The organism is Chloroflexus sp., assembly GCF_034431535.1.
GTDB lineage: Bacteria > Chloroflexota > Chloroflexia > Chloroflexales > Chloroflexaceae > Chloroflexus.
In genome coordinates this window covers 19,298-37,657 of the sequence record NZ_DAOUDC010000066.1, presented here as the reverse complement: position 1 = coordinate 37,657, position 18,360 = coordinate 19,298, and the positions used below count along the sequence as shown (strand labels likewise).

Here is an 18,360-nt window from a genome sequence, read left to right as displayed (position 1 = left end):
ATTGTTCCATGAGATGATCGCGTCGCCATCATCCCCGATGTACCTTAAAAATCGACAAATACAAATTCGCCGCGTAACCGCAACTGGTGCAGCGATTACCATCAAGCCCCACCTTCCGGCTCACCCCGTTCTGCCGGCTAATCAGGGTGGCTTGGCACACCGGGCAACGGGTGGTTTGGTTGGGTTCCGGTCCATAGATAAACTGCAACCCGCTCTCGTGCCCGATCCGGCGCGCGCGCATAGTCGCCGCGGCGGTCTCACTGCCGGCATCACCCGGCAAGACGTGCCATGGCGTGCCCTCGCCGAGGGTCGTCTTGATCCAACTGACCATCTCGCGCAGCTCGTCGGGATGATCATTGACGCCGTGGTGGATGCGGGTCGTTACTTCGATATGGCACTGCCAGCGTTGTTGCGCCTCTTCGGCGAAGCGCAAAATCTGCCGCCAGTTGCTGATCCCGCCCAGCCGTTGGTACGCATTATCGGAAAAGCCGCGCAGATCAAGGCTGACGCCGTGCAGGTACGGCCCTAACTCGCTCAGCGCCTCGCTGCTCAGCATGCCACTGGTGACAATAGCGGTGTAGCGGCTAGCGGCGCGGCTCAGTTGCAGCAAGGCGAGCAGGTATTCAAAGTTAACTGCCGGCTCGCCAAACGCCCACACCACGCCACGGCAGAGCCGTTCGAGCGCGAAGTCGGCAGCGCGCTGCGGGTCAAGCCGTCGTTGTTTGGCTGGGTCAGTGGGCAACGCGCCGTATTGGCCGCGTTGTTGATCAACCGGCAACGCATAGCCCCAGCCGCCGATGGTCAACGCAATGGTGTCGGGAAAGAAGTGCCAGAGCCGGTGATCTTCGATCGGGCCGATGGCGGCGCCGCTGATCATGCCATGATTCAGCAGCTTGATCCCATCGGCGCTCCCGACGCGCATTTGGCAGCGCCCAACCTCTCCCGGCGCGAGTGTGCAACGCCATTGGCAGGCTAGACACTGAAAGCTACCCTCGGCAAGCGGCTGTGCTAAGGTGGCCAGCGATGACATAATCTCAGCTTTCCTCTATCTTTAAGCAAGGTGCGCGAGTGCCAAACGAACGCTTATGCTCGCTCCTCCCCCCCAGCGGGGTTGAGGGGCGGGCAGAACATTTAGTCGAGTACAACCGTTGATCGTTGTGCGATGCCTCGCCGCTCGACTCTCCGCTCCCTCGCCCGTGTCAGTGGGAGAGGGGCTGGGGGTGAGGGTACACCGGTGCATCCCAAAGCCATCAATCACATCGATGCTCCTACGTTCTGTCTACCCTGAAACCCAGCGGGGTTGAGGGGCGGGCAGAACATTTAGTCGAGTACAACCGTTGATCGTTGTGCAATGCCTCGCCGCTCGACTCTCCGCTCCCTCGCCCGTGTCAGTGGGAGAGGGGCTAGGGGTGAGGGCGAACCAGCGCCTCCCAAAGCCATCAACCACATCTGCGCTTATGTGTCCTGTCCATCCTTGCACCCAGCGGGATGAATCTGGGCAGCATCCGCTCCGAACACGCACAGGATACTGGTAATAGCGCGATTTGCCGGCCAGCCAAACGGAAAGCTATCAACCGGCGCTTCATCATCGCTCCTCAAGACCTTTCTCGCTTTGCATTGTTTGCAGCGCTTCACGCCATCACCCATCGGTATGGATTGGCAATTTGCCCCGCGTTCGAGTATAATGCCAGTGATTGCGGAGGGAAACCTTCCCTCCGCGCGCCATTCTCGCCTTGCGCTCTACCCTGTAGTGTAGCATAGAGCGCGCAAAACGGTGTTATGAGTGACAGTCATTCTTCACCCGATCCATTGGTTCCTCCCCTTGAGGCTAAGCCGGTGCGCCATCCGCGCGCGCCGTTGCGCTATGTGGTACGCGAATTGCTCGAGACGGCGATCTTTATTCTGCTGGTCTTTCTGATCGTGCGCGGCGTGGTGCAGAATTTTAAGATCGAAGGCTCAAGTATGGAGCCGACGCTTCATACAGGCCAGTACATTCTGGTCAATAAACTGATCTATTTTCACTTTGATTTGAATGCGCCGCTACGCCTGCTCCCCGGCCAAGCCGATTTGCCGCCGCGGGTGGTCTATCCCTTCCGCCCACCGCAACGCGGCGATATTGTGGTCTTTGAGTATCCGCGTGATGTGCGGAAAGATTATATCAAGCGCGTGATCGGTTTGCCCGGCGATGTGCTCGAATTCCGCGAGGGCCGGGTCTATGTCAATAGCGAGCTGCTCGACGAGCCCTACTTGCGCGGCGCGTTTACCTACTGTCTCGGCGGTTATCCCTGCGCGCAGGGGCCGATCACCGTGCCGCCCGGTTCGATTTTTGTGATGGGAGACAATCGCGGTAATAGCTCCGATTCGCGAGAATGGGATGCGCTGCCGCTCGATCGAGTGGTCGGGCAGGCGTGGCTGATCTATTTTCCCTTCAGCGATTGGGGCTTGGTGCCGCACCATCGCTACGATACCGTTACCGCTGCTACGCCGTAAGAATTGTTTGTTGCTATGCGCATTGCCGTTAATGCCCACCTCCTTGCTCATACCCGTTCGTTTCGCCGGGCTGGCGTTTCGCACTATATCGAGCAGGTGTTGCTCCATTTGGCCCAGATCGATCGCGTCAATCACTATACTGTGTATACTACCCGCGGCCTTGATCAGACGGCGCTGGGTTTGCCGGCCAATTTTGTCGTGAAGCCGTCCCGGTTGCCGACGATCAATCCGCGGGTGCGGATTCCATGGGAACAGGGGATTGCGCCGCTGATCTTGTGCGGCAGGGCCGATCTCTACCACGGCTGCCTCAACGTGGCCCCCCTGCTCAGCCCGGTGCCGACGGTGATCACGATCCACGATCTGGCCTTTATCCGCTTCCCGCAGACGTTTCGTGCCTATAACCGCATTTATCTCGATTTGGCGACCCGGTTGAGCGCTCGCCGCGCGAGCCGGATTTTGGCGGTTTCCGAACATACCAAGCGCGAAGTGGTTGGGCTACTCGGCATTCCGCCTGAGCGGGTGATCGTGACGCCGAACGCCGCCCGCAGCCATTTCCGCCCGCCAGCGCCGGCAGCTATCGAACAATTGCGCGCCTTCCATGGCTTGCCAGAGCGATTTGTGCTCTATGTCGGCACGCTGGAGCCGCGCAAGAATCTGACCACGCTGCTCGAGGCGTTCGCGCTGGTGAGCCGGAGCGTGCCTGATGTGCCGTTGTTGATCGGTGGCGGCAAGGGTTGGATGTACGAGCCGATCTTTGCCCGGCTGGAACAGTTGAATCTGCGTGATCGGGTGAAGTTTGCCGGCTATCTTCCCGAAGAGGAGTTACCGCTCTGGTATGCGGCGGCTACCGTCTTCGTCTTTCCGTCGATCTATGAGGGGTTTGGTATGCCGCCGCTTGAGGCGATGTCCTGCGGCACGCCGGTGATTACTTCCAATACGTCGAGCTTGCCCGAAGTGGTTGGTGATGCGGGGTTGATGGTCGCGCCTACCGACACGATCGGGCTGGCCGAGGCGATCCGGTGCGTGTTGGTTGATGTCGATCTCCGTGCCGAATTGCGCCAACGCGGCTTGGCCCGCGCCCGCCGCTTTTCGTGGGCGGATACCGCCGCCAAGACGCTGGCGGCCTATCGCGAGGCGGTAACGGTGTAGGGATCGGTCGCTAGCGGGGTTGCTTGGCGGCGATGCCCAACACCAACTGTCACCGCTTACGTTGACACACCCCCGCGCTGGGGTATAATGATTCGGGACGCGCATCGCTGGTGCGCGCCGGTTGCACGAGGAAGGAGTGCAGGTTATGATTGGTGGTCTTGGCTGGGGTGAGCTGTTAATTATCCTCGTGATCGTGATTGCGATCTTTGGCGCCGGCAAGCTGGCCGGCCTCGGCGGCGCGCTCGGCAGCAGCATCCGCGAGTTTCGCAAGGCGGTGAAGGGCGACGAAGAGTCGCGCAATGACGCCAAAACCGAGGGCGAAACCAAAGCGTAGCGGCGGGTTTGTAACCCCTCATAGCGGCCGGTTTCCAATCCGTTGCGATGTGGTTGGGCTGATCACCTGCTGTAACGGCGCGGTGCATGTGGTGAATGCGTGATCATCCATAAGAAACGGCTCCTCTATGGAGTGCGGCAATTAAACTGCCGCACTCCATAATGGCTTGATCGAGGAAGCAGTTTTTTTGCCCAACGTTACACATTTGTGGTAAGGCTTATGGCGTAACCTTCATTGTGAACAACGCCCGCTTGCTTGGCGCTGGTAACGGTTTGCTCATTCCCTTGGCATTGTGCGGTATCGCGAGATTTGCACCCCCTTACGCCCATCCCCTTGACGTATGCAGGGGAAGCCTACTGAGAAATCAACGTATTTGTATGATTGTTAGTGGACAAAAACCGGGCGCGGTGCAACGCGCCTCAAGCTGTTTGCGTATGACAACCGATTTTTTTGATCAGGCAACCATTGTGGTGCGGGCCGGCAATGGCGGTAACGGCGCAGCGACCTTTCGCCGCGAGAAGTATGTGCCGCGCGGCGGCCCCAATGGCGGCGATGGCGGGCGCGGCGGCCACGTTTACCTCGTCGCCGACCCTGAATACAATACCCTGCTGCACTTTCGCTATCAGCGCAAGTTTGTCGCCGAGAATGGTGGTCACGGCGGCAAGAATGCGATGCATGGCCGCAATGGCGCCGATGTCGTTGTGCCTGTGCCTCCCGGTACGGTGGTGCGGGCCACAATCGATGGCGTGACCTATACCGTCGATCTTGCCCGGCCCGGCCAGCGCCTGCTCGCCGCGCGCGGCGGACGCGGCGGCTTGGGTAATATCCATTTTGCCACCCCTACCCGCCAAGCGCCGCGGCTCGCCGAGTTGGGCGAACCCGGCCAAGAGTTGACGCTTGAGCTTGAGCTGAAGATGCTGGCGGATGTGGGATTGGTCGGCTTTCCGAATGCCGGCAAATCGACTCTGCTCTCGGTGATCAGTGCCGCCCGGCCCAAGATTGCCGCCTACCCGTTTACCACCCTCACCCCCAATCTCGGTATTGTCGAGGTTGGCTTGCAGCGGTTTGTGGTGGCCGATATTCCCGGTTTGATCGAAGGGGCGCATGCTGGCGTCGGTCTCGGTCACGATTTTCTCCGCCATGTCGAGCGCACGCGCGTGCTCATTCACATCATCGATGCCGCCGGGGTTGATGGTCGCGCGCCGTGGGATGACTACGAGCAGATTAATACCGAACTGCGCCTGTACCAGCCTGAATTGGCCTTGCGCAAGCAGGTGGTGGCGCTCAATAAGGCCGATCTGCCCGCCGCCCAAGAACACCTGCCTATCTTGCGTGCCCGCTTGCCGGTGACGCCGGAGGATCTGCTTGTGATTTCGGCGGCAACCGGCGCCGGCATCGAACTGCTCTTGCAGCGGGTGGCCGAGTTGTTGCGCGCCGATCCGCCGCCCCAGCGCGAGCCGGTCGATCCTGATGAACCGCCGCTCGAGTGGCCGCTGCCGCCGGTTGATGAGAATGCCTTTACCATCGAGCGCGAAGGTGATGCGTTCCGGGTGCGCGGCGTCAAGATCGAACGCCTGATTGCGATGAGCAATCTCAACCAAGACGAGGCGCTTGACCGGATTCAGCGCGTGCTCGAAGCGAGCGGCATTAACGAGGCCCTGATGGCGGCTGGCGTTCAAGATGGTGATCTGGTGCGCATTGGGCGCGCCGAATTGGTGTGGGATGATAGCGGACGGCATATCGCATGACAACAACCCAACCTGCTGCTGCTCCGGCGACGCCACCCGCCGATCAGCTGGTGCAGACCCAACACACGGTGGTGATCAATGGTGTTGAGATCGCGTATACGGCCACCGCCGGCGTGATCATTATGAAGGAGGAGGCGGAGAAGGATGGTGTCAGCGCCGGTGAGCAGGCGCGCGCCGGGATCTTCTTTGTCGCCTATACCCGCGATGATGTGAGCGATCATAGCCGGCGTCCGATTACCTTTGCTTTCAACGGCGGCCCCGGCTCATCATCGGTCTGGCTGCACCTCGGTTTGCTTGGCCCGCAGCGGGTGCTGCTGAATGCAGAGGGCTGGCCGTTGCCGCCTCCCGGTCGTCTCGCGCCTAACCCGTACTCGTTGCTCGATGTGAGCGATTTAGTCTTTATCGATCCGGTCAGTACCGGCTATAGCCGTCCCGTCGCCGGCGAGTCGGCCAAGCAGTTTCACGATTTCCGCAAAGATATCGAGTCGGTGGGTGATTTTATCCGGCTGTACACTAGCCGCTACGGGCGTTGGCTGTCACCCAAGTATCTGGCCGGCGAGAGCTATGGCACCACCCGCGCCGCCGGCTTGGCCGGCTATCTGCAAGAACGGCACGGTCTCTACCTCAATGGCCTGATGCTGATCTCGGCGGTGTTGCACTTTCAGACCCTCTCGTTCGATTACGGCAACGATCTGCCTTACATGCTCTTTTTGCCGGCCTATACCGCCACCGCCTTTTATCACCGCCGGCTCGAACCGGAATTGCAACGTGATCTGATCGAGACCCTGCACGCTGCTGAAGCGTTTGCGTTCGGCGACTATGCGTTGGCCTTGTTGCAGGGCGATCGGCTCGATCCGGCCACCTTCGATCGCATCGTCACCCAACTGGCCCGCTACACCGGTCTCAGCCGCGACTATATTGCCCGCTCGCGCTTGCGGATTCGCGACGATCGATTTGTGAAGGAGTTGCTGCGCGACCAGTACCGCACGGTGGGCCGGCTCGACAGCCGGTTTACCGGTAGCGACCGCGACGCAGTAGGCGAGACGGTTGAATTCGATCCGAGCCTCGCCGCGATTACCGGCCCCTACACTGCCGCGCTCAACCATTATGTGCGCGAGCAGTTGGGCTTTAGCAGCGATCTGCCCTACGAAATCCTCACCGAGCGGGTGTGGCCGTGGAGTTTCAACGATCACCAAAACCGCTACGTTGATGTCGCCGAGACGCTGCGGCGAGCGATGCACCGCAACCCGGCGTTGCGGGTGCATGTCGCTAGCGGTTACTACGATCTGGCGACACCCTACTTCGCCACTCGCTATACGCTCAACCATCTCGCCCTCGAGCCGGCGTTGCGCAGCCAGATCAGCGAGAGCTTCTACCCTGCCGGCCACATGATGTACATTCAGGAAACATCATTAGCGGCGCTTAAGGCGGTGCTGGCCGATTTCGTCACCATTGCGCCAGAGGGAGCAAGCCAATGACCGAACCATGCCGCATCAATGCCCAACGCCACTTTGTCCAACTTGGCCATGGCCGGGTCAGTTTTCTCGAATGGCCCAACGCCGGCCCCACCGTGCTGCTTTGCCACGGTATCACCAGCAGCGCCGTTACCCTCTGGCGGTTGGGGGCCGATTTGGCCGCTGAAGGCTGGCGGGTGATCGCGATTGATATGCCCGGCCATGGCCAGAGCGATCTGAGCCCGGCCTACGATATTGATACGGTGGCGAACATTGTGGGTGATCTGATCCAGACCTTGGCCCTGAGCGACATAGCGTTGGTTGGCCATTCGTGGGGCGGGGCGACGACGCTGGCCTTGCTGAGCAGCGACCATCCGGCGCGGGCCGCTGTACGGCGGGCCGTGCTGGTCGATCCACTGATCCGGCAAGAAGCGGCGGTGACCCCGTCGTGGCTGCCGCAGTTTAGCCGGGGGGTGGGTGAGCCGCCGGAAGTGACCTTGCCGATGTTGCGCGAGACCAACCCGGATTGGCATCCGTGCGATTACTATTGGAAAGCGCAGGCGTTAGTCGAGTGCCGCTACGAGCAAGTGGCCGGCTTATTCCTTATGCCAGAAGACTGGACGCTGGCGCCGCGGATTAGACTGGTGCAGGCGCCGCTGCTGATCTTGCTGGCCGAACCGGAGTACACGATTGTACCGCCGGCAGTGCAAGCCGAACTACTGGCCGCTGCGTCGCCGGGTCTCGTGCAAATGCAGCTCATTCCCGGCACGAATCACAATATGCTGCGCGGGCCGGGGTATGGCCCGACGTATGCGGCCATCCGCGCCTTCCTCGCCGCACCGTTGTCGTAACCTCACATTGCCTCGCGCCGGGGTGGCGTGTGTAGATTGGCCGTCCGCTCGGCGGCTCGTGGCTGGTTGCGCACTAGCTCGCTGTAGCGGCGGGTTGAGCGCGGATCGCGATGGCCCAAAATCCGGCGCACCACCTGTTCTGGGTAAAACGTGATCAGCTCGGCGGCAGCGGTGTGGCGTAGATGATGCAACGTGTAGCGCGGCTGTTCGCGCCCATCGACAATATCGATCAGCCGGGCCGCCTTGCATACCGCCACCCAGCGCCGGTGCAGCGTATCGTACGATGCGCGCGTGCCGCGTGACGACCGGAAGAGTGGCGTATCGGGCGGCAAATGCTCCATCTCGCGCACCCAACTGCGCAACCCGCGCAACGAACGAGGCATCGCGTCAGGGGTCAGCGCAATCATCCGTTTATTCCCGCTCTTGCTGTCGCGCACCAGCAACATCTCGCGCCCCGGCTCAAGGATGACATCGCCAAGGTTGAGGTTGAGTACCTCGTCGGTGCGAATGCCGATCTCGCGCAATAGGGTGAAGATCAGCCGGTAGGGTTGCGGCGCGGTTGCGATCGCCTGATCCAGCGCGCGCAGTTCGGCCTCGTTGGCAATCGGTTGCGGATGGTGTTCGGTCGGAATCCGGCTGTTGATCTGCTCGACCGGATTATGGCTGATATACCCGCGCGCCAGCGCCCAGCGGAAAAACCGGCCCAGACTCGCAATCCGCCGGTTCGTCGTGCCCGGCTGTTCTTGCCGGCTGGCCAGAAAGTGTTGGATATCGCTGGTGGTGATGGCCGTGAGATCTTGGCTCAAGGCGGTTCCCGCCGTGCGCAAATCGCAACGGTACGAGGTGATGGTGTTTTCGCTCAACCCATCTTCCTGCTTCAGATCGGCCAGAAACTGTTCTAACTCGCTGATGATGGTGCGCGCCTGCTGCAGGCCGAATCCGCTTGCATTAGACATAGGACTCTCCTCTCTCCTGCCGTGATGACAGCGCTCGGCAATCGATGTCATCCGCAGCGAGCTGCTCGCCGCGCCAGATGATGCGCTTGCCAGCGAGCGGTAGGGTTGCGATGCTGTCGCTTCTGCGATGAAGCGCAAGTGTGTGTTGTGGTATGGCAAAGGCCGCGATCCGTGCAGTATCGCGACCAACCACCGCAATCTTCCCGATTGCGTAAGGTGTCTTCGCTGTACTGAGCAACATCAGTGCATAAACCATTGACGCAAACTGATGCCCGGTCATCCATCTTCCCGCCTGCCGGTGTGCCAACCATTACTTGCGCGCTCCCGTCCGCAGCGCTTGCTGAGCGAGCCGGTGGGAAGACGGCTTGCTTGCCGGAGACAAGCCGCGCGCAGTGGCTACCCATTGCTTGCCGGTCACAGCCATAATGGCGCGGCCTCGGCGCGCAAAAGCGTTACATCAGCGTCATATTCAGCGTTGCTTGCATTATAGCAAATACTTTGACATCATGCTAGTTCTAAAAATGAATATTTTTGCTATTGATTAAATATTGACAATGGCTTTGAATCAAGTTTGCAGCCAAATCAATGACAGCAACAGATTGTTGGGAAGCACCGGCGGTCATGAGCTGGCTATGCTGGTTTCAAGCAATGGCTGCGTCCCAGCGCCGGCGAGCGTGATTAATTTCGCCGCCGCCGTTGGTCAAGCAGGCGCCACGTTGCCGGACTCTCTTGCGCGAGCAGCGGTTTGTGTTATCAACCCCGCGTTGATCTGGTATACTATCGGTACATAGTGAAAAGTGTGTCTATGACCCTGTGCGGTCGGCTCACTCTGTCGTTAGGAAGGAGGAGCTTCCTATCGTTTGATCACAAGAAGAGCCAAGATAAAAACAAAAAAGACAGAAAAACATGGCTAAAAAAGATCTGAATATCTAAGGTTTTCATAATATGAATACAGTAGGAGAAGCGCGCAACGGGATGCGCTGGATCCGGGTTGATTTGCATCTGCACACGCCTGCGTCTGAGGATTACGCCGAACCAAACGTTTCTTACCTTGAAATTCTACAGGAAGCTGAACGGCGCGGTCTTGAAATCATCGCCTTTACCGATCATAATACCGTCGCTGGCTACGAGCAGTTTCAACGCGAGATTGAATTTCTGACTACGCTCGAAAAGGCTGGGCGGCTCACGGGTGAGGAAGAGGCGCGCTTGGCCGAGTACCGCCGTTTGCTGGCCAAGATCACCGTATTGCCCGGCTTTGAGTTTACGTCACACTTTGGCGCGCATATTCTTGGCATCTTTCCGCCTAACCGTCCGCTGAGCCTGATTGAAGCTACTTTGCTCCAGCTCGGTATTCCCGCCGAGTCGCTGAAGGGTGGGGTGTGCAGCGTGGCCAATACCCGCCACGTCACCGAGGCCTACGAGATCATTCATCGCGCTGGCGGTATTGTGATCGCCGCCCATGCCAATGGCCCCAACGGCGTGATTACCGAGACCTTGCGCATGGGTACCAGCGGTCAAGCGCGCGTGGCGGTGACGCAAAGCCCCTACCTCCACGCGCTGGAGTTTGTCAATTTCTACACCGATCACGAGAAGTTTACTTCACCCGGCTTCTACAACGGCAAGACCGAGCATTACGAGCGGCGCATGTTCTGCATCCAAGGCAGTGATGCGCACCGTCTGCGCCGCTTGGCCGAGTCTGACGCGCAGGCGACTCACCGCCACGGTATCGGCGATCGCTATTTCGAGGCTCTCTTGCCTGACCGTAGTTTCGAGGCCCTCAAGGCGCTCTTTTCCAGCCAAGATTTCGATCGGGTGCGCGTGCCTAAGCGCGATCAGAAGCAGTGGTCGCTCGATGTTGCCCGCTTCAGCGGCAGCACCGATCGCCAATTGCTGCGCGCGGTGGCCGATCCATCCGCGGCGGCGGCGCTCTGGCCCGATGTGGCGGCGTTGGCGAATATCGGCGGCGGGGTGCTGATCGTGGGGTGCGATCCCGGCGGCAAGGTGATTGGGGTCGAACGGCCTGACCAGATTACCGAGGCGCTCCGCCAGAGTGTGGTTGATAATCTGACCCCCGCACCCTATTTGTCGTTCGAGCTGATGCATTATGAGGGTCGTGATGTGATCCGGGTTGAGGTGAAGGCGAATGAGCCGCCGCCCTATGTCGGCAGCAACGGCACGGTGTATGTCCGCCGCGATAGCGAGACGGTTGCCGCTAATCGCAGCGAGATTATCCAGCTTTGCCGGCAGGCGATCGCCGCTGGCGAGCCGTCGCCGCTTGATAATGGCGAGACGCTCGAACTGCCCCGCTCTGGCGTCGAGATTGTCGCCAGCCAGCGCCGCGGCGGGACGTGGGTCTACGAGGTGCGCGATCTCCGCACGACTGCCGGCGTGACCCGCGACCGCGCGCAGGGGTTGTGGGCCTATGCAATTGGTCGCCACGAGGATTTGCGCGAAGGCCGGATCGATCTGCAAAGCCAAGTGCGCTGGCGGGGCCGGCTTGGTCTCTGGCGCGCTTACCGGCAAGGTTCGCGTGTGAAGTACGATCTGGTGCATCGCGACCAGAATGGTGTGATCGACCATATCTTCTACGGTGTGAGCGATTGGGGGTTGGGTGAAGCGTGGATGAGCCTGCTCAACGAGGCCGGTACCCGCGTTGAGACCGATACCGCCGATTTCGATCAGGAAGAGACGGTTGAAGTGCCGCCGCCGTCTGAAATTGAGACGTGGGGTGAACGCCGCGTCCGCTGGCGCGGTAGAGGCGGTTTGGTGCGGATTTCGGTCGATAACGACGGCCAGCCGCGCTTCGATCTAGTCATGAAGGATAAAGAGACTGGCGTGGTGCAAGAGTATAACAACGTGCCCCGTGAGAAGCTCTCTGACGCATGGCTGGCGCTGATCCGGGTGCCCCGTCCGCGCACCGGCATCGAGGTCGTGAGCGCCACTCGCAACGAAGAGGGTGAGTGGCTGTACGTCTTCCGCAATCTGCGCACCGGTGATGTCAGCAGCGCGCCATGGCGCTTGCAAGATATCGAACCCGGCACGGTGCGTGAGTATGCGGCGCGTATGTTCCACCAAGATATACCGCTCGACCAAGACAAGGTGCGCTGGTGGGGCAATATCGGCTACCTCCGCCCGATGCGCTCGCAAGTCGATCTGGTCTATGTTGACGAGCAGGGGGTCACTCACGTCTACTACGCTGCCCGCCGCGAAGAATTGACCGGCGAGTGGCGCGAGTTGCTCCAACTCTACGGCGAGTGATTCTGTTGTGGAGTGCGGCAGTCCCGCTGCCGCCTCTGGATGCTACTATCACGTCGCAGCGGCGTGACCGCGAGTACGTGTGATCGATTATGGCATTCGGTAGTCCCCCTGCCGCATGCCATTTCTTTCAGATACTCTTCTTGGGCTGTATCTCATACCCCAACACCGCAAGCGCCGCTGCAATCCCTTCGCGCAACGTATTCCGGGTCATGATGCTGCCAAGGTCAATCCCAAGGTTGATCATGGTTTGCGCAATGGCGGCCCTGATGCCGGTGATAATCACTTGCGTCCCTAAGAGCCGGGCGGCGCGAATGGTTTGCAAAAGATAGTTTGCCACTGCCGAATCAACTAGTGGCACGCCGGTAATGTCAATAATCACCACATCTGCCGCCCGTTCGGCAATGCTGGTGAGGAGGTGTTCCATCACTTGCTGCGCGCGCCGTGAGTCGATATTGCCAATCAGTGGCAAGAGCAGTACCCCCTCAAACAGAGGCACGACCGGCACCGCGAGTTGCGCGATGGTATCTTCGAGCGTTTGTTGCTGTTCATACAGCGCTTGGAGTTCGCTCAGCAGTTGGCGTTGCCGATCGTTTCGCCGTTGCATGTGGCTCACGATATCGATTATAATCTGTGTAAAGAATGGCCCGCTTGGCACGCGCGGCGGGAAGCGCCGGCGGGCTTGTTCCAGCTCTTCTGCCCGATCGGGCCGGTAACGATAGACTGCCGGAATCAGAAAGTCGAGCGCTTTCTCAATCACTTCCGGCTGAAACGTGAGCAGCGTTTCAAAGCTGCGGTCGCCTTCTTCCGTGACCGGGAGTTGATTGTCAAGCCCGCACAGTAACGCACAAAACCATTCCGTCAGCACTAGCAGAAACCATTCTTGGCGCAGCGGATCGCTTGGCTCTAATGTCACTGCGATGTGACGCTCTTCGGGCACTGGCGGTATGCCGCCGGCAAAAATGCAAATCGCAGTGGCAATATTCGCTAATTCGAGGTAGCGTTGCGTTTCTGCCCGCCAGTGACTGCTCTCTTGAAAGCCGGTGAAGATAACGCTCGGCAACTTGTTGCGCAGAATGCAATTTTCTAAGGTGTGGCTCAAGTCAACCAGCGTGGTTTTCGTGGCCATGAATGGCTCGACGTCTGGTGCTACGATCTCGCGGATCGAAGAATACAAGGAGGGTAAGCGGTTTGAGGGGTTTGGCACAGCTTTCTCCTCTGCAAGAGTCAGTGCTTTGCTCGTTTGGTTTATTAATCAATAAAACTTGCTTCTACTGGAGCGCTTGCGCTGTGCAGTTTCGCGAGATATTGCTTAGGATTATCGTCATCACGCGAGCATGGTAGCTTGATACCCAACCAACGTCTGCCAAATCTGTAATTACGCGAGAGCAGCAGTAGCGACAATGCTTGTCAAGCTCACTTACTCGTGATTGCTGACGAAGTTTATATGATAAATGTTAGCAGATTTTTGTGATTTGGTAAAGATGTTGTTAAAAGTTTGGCGACTAGGTTTTACCAAACGTAGCAGGAAAGCCCCGAGTGAAGATAATCATCTTTCATTGAGCAGCGCCATCAGTTAGCAACGTGCTTGCTAGCATAGACGACCTTTAGTTATCTCGCTGTCGCTCAGCCACATACACCACCCGCGACGCATCGTCTGCTGCCGGCGTCCAGGCTGAGGTGAGGCGCGCTGCCAACCGCAAGCCACCGCTCGCTAACGCCGCGGCGATCTCATCATCGTGCCATGGCCGTTCGCAGTGGGTCTCTTCACTGCGCCACCACCGCTCGCCGCGACGCTGGAACCATACGAAGCGGCCATACGCGCGCTGTTGCTCGTGGTCAAAGTGGAGCCGGTTGACGACCAGCAGATCAGGCCCGTCGAAGAGCACCTGATCATACTCGTACCACGTGCGGAAGCCGGCAAGGGTGTTGAGGTCAAAGATGAATTGTCCGCCGGGACGCAATAATCGGCCTACTGCCCGGCAGACCTTGACCAGATCATCATCATCAGTGAGATGGTTGAGGCTGTCAAAGAGGCAGGTGCAGAGGTCGAAGCTCGCTGGCGGCAGCCGCGCGTCATCCGGCAGTGCGCGGATGTCGGCTTCAATCCATTCGATCACCAACCCGCGTTGGCGTGCCTGCGCGCGGGCAATGGCCAGCATCGCCGGCGAGCCGTCAACTCCCACCACCGTCGCTCCGGCAGCCGCCAGCACTAACGCCGCAGCGCCAGTGCCGCAAGCGAGATCAAGTACGCGCTGCGGCGGCGCTGGCAGTTGGGCAAGGATGATTTGCGCCAGCGCCGTGCCAAATGCCGCTTGGCCGGCGGCATGGTAGATCGGAGCGTAGTCGTGGTAGATCATAGACTCTTTGAGCGGTTCGCCGTGCCCGCTCACGCCGCCAGTTGTTCCCACTGGGCGTATTTTTCGGCCAGCAACCGCTCCAGTTCGGCGTACTGCGCCCCCAGCGCCGTCAGCCGGGATACGTCCCGCGCTTGGCTGGCCGCGTCAAGTTCGCTGCTGAGGCGGGCAAGGTCTTGTTCCAACGCGGTCACTTCGGCTTCCAAGGCAGCCAGCCGGCGCTGCTTGGCCCGCTCGGCGTCGTCGGGCCGGGCCGGTTTGGCCGGCGCCGCCTTCGGTTCGGCGGCTTTGGGCGCGGGCGGCGCGGCGTTCTGCGCAGCCATATACTCGCTGTAGTTGCCGGCAAACTGCTTGATCCGGCCTTGCTCGACGATCCACAACTTGTCGGCCAGTGTGTCGATGAAGTAGCGGTCGTGCGAGACAAACAGGATCGAGCCGGTGTACTCTTTCAACACCGCTTCGAGCGCCTCGCGCGCATCGATATCAAGGTGGTTGGTCGGCTCGTCGAGCAAGAGCAGATTGCCCGGCAGCAGCGTTAGTTGGGCTAGCGCCACCCGCGATCGTTCGCCGCCGCTGAGGTCGGCGATCCGCTTGAACACATCGTCGCCGGTGAAGAGAAACCGGGCGAGCAGGTTGCGGGCCGGTCCCTCGCCGAGGCTCGGCGCGACCCGCAGCACCTCATCCAGTACGGTGTTGTTCCATTCCAGCACGTCGTGGCCTTGGGCGTAATACCCTACCCGCACTTCGTGACCAAAGCGGGCCGCGCCTTGCAGCGGCGGTAATTGGCCGATCAGCGTGCGGAGCAGCGTCGTCTTGCCGCAGCCGTTTGGCCCTAGCAACCCGACCCGCTCGCCGCGCCGGATAGTCAAATCATCGGCCCGCAGCAGCGTCTTGCCCTCGCCGCGCGGCCCCTGATAGCCAACCACCAACCCATCGAGGCGCAAGACTAGCTCTCCCGACCGCAATTGGCTGTCGAGCACAACGCGCAGTTTGGCCGCCTCTTTCGGGCGGTCGAGCAACTGCTCGCGTTTGAGCCGCTCTAACCGCTTTTCGCGCCCTTTAGCCTCGCGCGCGCGCTGGCCGGCCTTATAGCGCCGGATGAACTCTTCGGTGCGGGCAATGAACGCTTGCTGGGCTTGGTACTCTTTCAGCCGCCGTTCTATACGCTCGGCCTTCAGCGCCAAGTACTTTTCATAGCTGCCGGGGTAATCCTCTAGCCGGTTAAAGCTGATCTCCAGCGTGCGCTTCGTCACCCGCTCAAGGAAGTAGCGGTCGTGCGAGACCACAACCAGCGTGCCGTCCCACGTGCGCAAGAACTGTTCGAGCCATTCGAGCGCCTGCATATCAAGATGATTGGTCGGCTCGTCAAGCAGCAGCAGGTCAGGGTCGCTGAGCAAGGCGGCGGCCAGTGCGGCCCGCGTCTTTTGCCCGCCGGAAAACTGGCCCATATGCTGGTGGAACTGGTCGGGCCGGAAGCCGAGGCCGTGCAGGGTGCGCTCGATGCGATGCTCGATCTCGTAGCCGCCGGCGTGCTCAAAGCGAGCGCTCAGTTCGCCGTAACGTTCCATCACCGCTTCCCAATCGGGGGCGGACGTATCGGCCAGCCGGGCCTCAAGGGCGGCTAGCTCGGCCCGCCAGTGATGGATCTCGGCCAGCGCCGCTTCCATCTCTTGCCAGAGGGTCAGATCGCCGCTGAAGCGCGTCTCTTGGGCCAGATAGGCGACGCGGGCGCCGCGGGCAAGGCTGAGGCTGCCGCTATCCGGTGTCTCATAGCCGGCGATCATGCGCAGCAAAGTGCTCTTGCCGGCGCCGTTCATGCCAACGATCGCCACCTTCTCACCCCGCGCAATTTGGAAGCTGACATCTTGGAAGATCAGCTCAGCGCCGTAGTATTTGCTGAGATTGGTTGCGTTGAGCAGGGTCATAAGTTTGGTTCTTACAATAGAAAAGACCAGCGCGCCGGCGCCGGTCTTGATTGGAGCGGGAGACGGGATTCGAACCCGCGACCTACACCTTGGCAAGGTGTCGCTCTACCAACTGAGCCACTCCCGCATCGCGCTTAGAGTATAGCACGATCTGTCGATTCGTGCAAGTGTGGTAGGATCGGTGCAAGGAAGCCTTGATCGTTCATGTGGAATGCTATGACATCATCATCTCTGCGCCAACGCCTCGGTCGCCGTCTCGGCCTTACCCCGTACTATCAAGTTGTTGTTGCGGAACCTGATCGCGTGCATTTACGGTCGTACCCGCAAGCGAATCGGGCCGCGGCGCTCCCGCTCTTTGTGGGTGGCGGGGTGTTAATGGCCATTGCTGTGGTCGCGTTACTCGCTGGCGTGTTAGCATCGTTGCAAGAGTTGGGTTTTGCCACGGCTGGTCTCAGCGCCGCTGCCGGTGGGTTGTTTGGCGGTTTGGCGATCCAGCGGTTGATTGGCGGTTATGCGATTGCCACTACCGCCAATGAAATTACGCTCGACGCCGAGACCTTCACCATTCGCCAAATTAGCCGGGTCGGGCGGCCACGCGAGCAGCAGATCGATCGTGCTGCAATCACGGGGTTGCGTTTGCGCCCCTACCGGATCGTCGCCGGCGGTCTGGTTCGCCGCCTGCAGCCGGTGCTAGCGTTTGAGCTGCTAGTTGGCGATGAAGTGTGGATTATTGATAGCGCCGTCGTGCCGGCGGCGTTGCAACCGCTGGTCAATGCGATGGTGCTAGCATTGGGGATGCCGGTCGAGCGGGTCAACGAGCTGCGTTAGTCCAAGGTCGCTGATGGCGCGCCTTTGCGTTACCAAAACCGTACGCCCGCCAACCGGCGGGCGTACGGTGGGAGGAAGGTGGAAGGTGTACGGGTTAGGGCAAGGGTGTTGGCCCTTGCGGATAAGCAATGCCAGCCTCGACACCCCACTGGAACCAGTTATTGACGAAATCAGGCATCGAGAAGAAGACACCGAGCGCGCCGGTAATACCGCACAGCCATGCGAACCAGAAGGCCCACAGGTGGATCGAGTACGCATTGGCATTGAAGCCCATGCACCAGCGCCAGAAGAGTTGCGCCCGTTCGGTACCGGTGCCGGGAGCTTGAATCTCATTCCACTCCTCGTGGGCGGCATACTTCTCAAGCGCCCAAATCGTGCCGGCATGCATCGCCAACAAGACGGTCGAGCCGAGCAGGAAGAAGATCGAGAGCATGTGGAACGGGTTGTAGTAGAAGTTGCCGTAGCGCACGCTCACGTTATTCGTCCAATCGAGCAGGGCCTTGATCCCGTGGGCCGGTGCCTCTGACCAATCACCCATCCACATCGGGCGAATGATGTAGATCACCAGATAGAGTGCGATTGCGCCGGTGAAGCCGTAAGCTAGATAGGGCTTAATACCGAGCGCCTTGGCGCGGGTATAGAGATGCATATACCACGCGAAGATCGACACCGTGAGGAAGAAGGTGGCGATCAACCACCAACCGCCCTCGTTCAGCGGTGGGAAGCTCAGCCCATAGCGCGATGATGGCGGGTCGATCTGCAACACCGCAAAATACTTGATAAACGCCACCGGATTATAGTTCACCTGCGCCAGCATCACCACCAACCAGATGAAGGTGAAGATACCGCCGGTGATGTAGGCCACTGCGTTCCAGAAACCAAGGTAGAACGGGCCAAGCTGGCTATCGAACCCAAAGTTCTCAAGCAGCGGAATCTCGATTGGTTTGCCGATGCGACCGCGATCACGGCCTAGTTCCAGATCGCCCGGCGCCATATTGATTGTCGCCATATTA

The 18,360-nt window shown here is 59.9% G+C and carries 15 protein-coding genes and 1 tRNA gene; 8 read left to right on the top strand and 8 right to left on the bottom strand.

Annotated elements, in window-relative coordinates; all coding sequences use genetic code 11:
* Positions 1-28: 28 nt before the first annotated feature.
* Positions 29-1,030, bottom strand: coding sequence for a radical SAM protein (locus tag U9R61_RS15970; protein ID WP_322489802.1), 1,002 nt, complete (start codon positions 1,028-1,030; stop codon positions 29-31).
* A 749-nt stretch (positions 1,031-1,779) separates the two neighbouring features.
* On the opposite strand from U9R61_RS15970, the gene lepB reads away from it, so the two are divergent.
* The 6 genes from lepB (at position 1,780) to U9R61_RS15940 (ending at position 8,026) form a co-directional block, all read left to right on the top strand.
* On the top strand, positions 1,780-2,490 hold the full coding sequence (gene lepB / locus U9R61_RS15965; protein ID WP_322489801.1) for a signal peptidase I: 711 nt from the start codon (positions 1,780-1,782) through the stop codon (positions 2,488-2,490).
* 15 nt (positions 2,491-2,505) lie between these two features.
* A complete protein-coding gene (locus tag U9R61_RS15960) occupies positions 2,506-3,639 on the top strand; it encodes a glycosyltransferase family 1 protein (RefSeq protein ID WP_322489800.1) in 1,134 nt (377 codons plus the stop codon).
* Between the two features lie 145 nt (positions 3,640-3,784).
* A complete protein-coding gene (gene tatA / locus U9R61_RS15955; RefSeq protein WP_322489799.1) occupies positions 3,785-3,973 on the top strand; it encodes a twin-arginine translocase TatA/TatE family subunit in 189 nt (62 codons plus the stop codon).
* A gap of 428 nt (positions 3,974-4,401) precedes the next feature.
* Complete coding sequence (gene obgE, locus U9R61_RS15950) at positions 4,402-5,721, top strand: GTPase ObgE (protein ID WP_322489809.1); 1,320 nt, start codon at positions 4,402-4,404, stop codon at positions 5,719-5,721.
* A complete protein-coding gene (locus tag U9R61_RS15945) occupies positions 5,718-7,199 on the top strand; it encodes a S10 family peptidase (RefSeq protein ID WP_322489798.1) in 1,482 nt (493 codons plus the stop codon). The genes obgE and U9R61_RS15945 overlap by 4 nt, the downstream gene beginning before the upstream one ends.
* Complete coding sequence (locus tag U9R61_RS15940) at positions 7,196-8,026, top strand: alpha/beta hydrolase (protein ID WP_322489797.1); 831 nt, start codon at positions 7,196-7,198, stop codon at positions 8,024-8,026. The genes U9R61_RS15945 and U9R61_RS15940 overlap by 4 nt, the downstream gene beginning before the upstream one ends.
* Before the next feature lie 2 nt (positions 8,027-8,028).
* Here U9R61_RS15940 and U9R61_RS15935 read toward each other — a convergent pair whose 3' ends face one another.
* Positions 8,029-8,982, bottom strand: a complete 954-nt coding sequence (locus tag U9R61_RS15935; protein WP_322489796.1) for a tyrosine-type recombinase/integrase — start codon at positions 8,980-8,982, stop codon at positions 8,029-8,031.
* Positions 8,975-9,262 carry a hypothetical protein gene (locus U9R61_RS15930; protein WP_322489795.1) on the bottom strand — a complete coding sequence of 96 codons (288 nt, stop codon included), beginning with the start codon at positions 9,260-9,262 and terminating at the stop codon, positions 8,975-8,977. The genes U9R61_RS15935 and U9R61_RS15930 overlap by 8 nt, the downstream gene beginning before the upstream one ends.
* A gap of 665 nt (positions 9,263-9,927) precedes the next feature.
* Here U9R61_RS15930 and U9R61_RS15925 point away from each other — a divergent pair.
* On the top strand, positions 9,928-12,240 hold the full coding sequence (locus U9R61_RS15925; RefSeq protein WP_322489794.1) for an RNA-binding domain-containing protein: 2,313 nt from the start codon (positions 9,928-9,930) through the stop codon (positions 12,238-12,240).
* A 127-nt stretch (positions 12,241-12,367) separates the two neighbouring features.
* Here U9R61_RS15925 and U9R61_RS15920 read toward each other — a convergent pair whose 3' ends face one another.
* The 4 genes from U9R61_RS15920 to U9R61_RS15905 form a co-directional block, all read right to left on the bottom strand.
* Positions 12,368-13,444, bottom strand: coding sequence for a DICT sensory domain-containing protein (locus U9R61_RS15920; protein WP_322489793.1), 1,077 nt, complete (start codon positions 13,442-13,444; stop codon positions 12,368-12,370).
* A 400-nt stretch (positions 13,445-13,844) separates the two neighbouring features.
* Entirely contained in the window at positions 13,845-14,597 is a 753-nt protein-coding gene (locus U9R61_RS15915) for a class I SAM-dependent methyltransferase (protein ID WP_322489792.1), read from the bottom strand.
* 29 nt (positions 14,598-14,626) lie between these two features.
* Positions 14,627-16,519 (bottom strand): ribosomal protection-like ABC-F family protein, encoded by a 1,893-nt coding sequence (gene abc-f, locus U9R61_RS15910; protein WP_322489791.1) that lies wholly within the window; start codon positions 16,517-16,519, stop codon positions 14,627-14,629.
* Positions 16,520-16,570: 51 nt separating this feature from the next.
* Positions 16,571-16,646: transfer RNA gene (locus U9R61_RS15905), tRNA-Gly, on the bottom strand.
* A gap of 89 nt (positions 16,647-16,735) precedes the next feature.
* Here U9R61_RS15905 and U9R61_RS15900 point away from each other — a divergent pair.
* Entirely contained in the window at positions 16,736-17,347 is a 612-nt protein-coding gene (locus tag U9R61_RS15900; protein WP_322489790.1) for a hypothetical protein, read from the top strand.
* A gap of 94 nt (positions 17,348-17,441) precedes the next feature.
* On the opposite strand, the gene pufM is transcribed toward U9R61_RS15900, so the two are convergent.
* A complete protein-coding gene (gene pufM / locus U9R61_RS15895) occupies positions 17,442-18,356 on the bottom strand; it encodes a photosynthetic reaction center subunit M (RefSeq protein ID WP_322489789.1) in 915 nt (304 codons plus the stop codon).
* Positions 18,357-18,360: the final 4 nt, after the last annotated feature.

What these genes read in the sequence shown, in the direction of transcription:
- U9R61_RS15945 (WP_322489798.1), top strand. Translation starts at nt 5,718, where the DNA reads ATGACAACAACCCAACCTGCTGCTGCTCCGGCGACGCCACCCGCCGAT.
- tatA (WP_322489799.1), top strand. Translation starts at nt 3,785, where the DNA reads ATGATTGGTGGTCTTGGCTGGGGTGAGCTGTTAATTATCCTCGTGATC.
- U9R61_RS15900 (WP_322489790.1), top strand. Translation starts at nt 16,736, where the DNA reads ATGACATCATCATCTCTGCGCCAACGCCTCGGTCGCCGTCTCGGCCTT.
- U9R61_RS15930 (WP_322489795.1), bottom strand. Translation starts at nt 9,262, where the DNA reads ATGACCGGGCATCAGTTTGCGTCAATGGTTTATGCACTGATGTTGCTC.
- U9R61_RS15960 (WP_322489800.1), top strand. Translation starts at nt 2,506, where the DNA reads ATGCGCATTGCCGTTAATGCCCACCTCCTTGCTCATACCCGTTCGTTT.
- U9R61_RS15940 (WP_322489797.1), top strand. Translation starts at nt 7,196, where the DNA reads ATGACCGAACCATGCCGCATCAATGCCCAACGCCACTTTGTCCAACTT.
- U9R61_RS15935 (WP_322489796.1), bottom strand. Translation starts at nt 8,982, where the DNA reads ATGTCTAATGCAAGCGGATTCGGCCTGCAGCAGGCGCGCACCATCATC.
- U9R61_RS15915 (WP_322489792.1), bottom strand. Translation starts at nt 14,597, where the DNA reads ATGATCTACCACGACTACGCTCCGATCTACCATGCCGCCGGCCAAGCG.
- U9R61_RS15925 (WP_322489794.1), top strand. Translation starts at nt 9,928, where the DNA reads ATGAATACAGTAGGAGAAGCGCGCAACGGGATGCGCTGGATCCGGGTT.
- abc-f (WP_322489791.1), bottom strand. Translation starts at nt 16,519, where the DNA reads ATGACCCTGCTCAACGCAACCAATCTCAGCAAATACTACGGCGCTGAG.
- pufM (WP_322489789.1), bottom strand. Translation starts at nt 18,356, where the DNA reads ATGGCGACAATCAATATGGCGCCGGGCGATCTGGAACTAGGCCGTGAT.
- U9R61_RS15970 (WP_322489802.1), bottom strand. Translation starts at nt 1,030, where the DNA reads ATGTCATCGCTGGCCACCTTAGCACAGCCGCTTGCCGAGGGTAGCTTT.
- lepB (WP_322489801.1), top strand. Translation starts at nt 1,780, where the DNA reads ATGAGTGACAGTCATTCTTCACCCGATCCATTGGTTCCTCCCCTTGAG.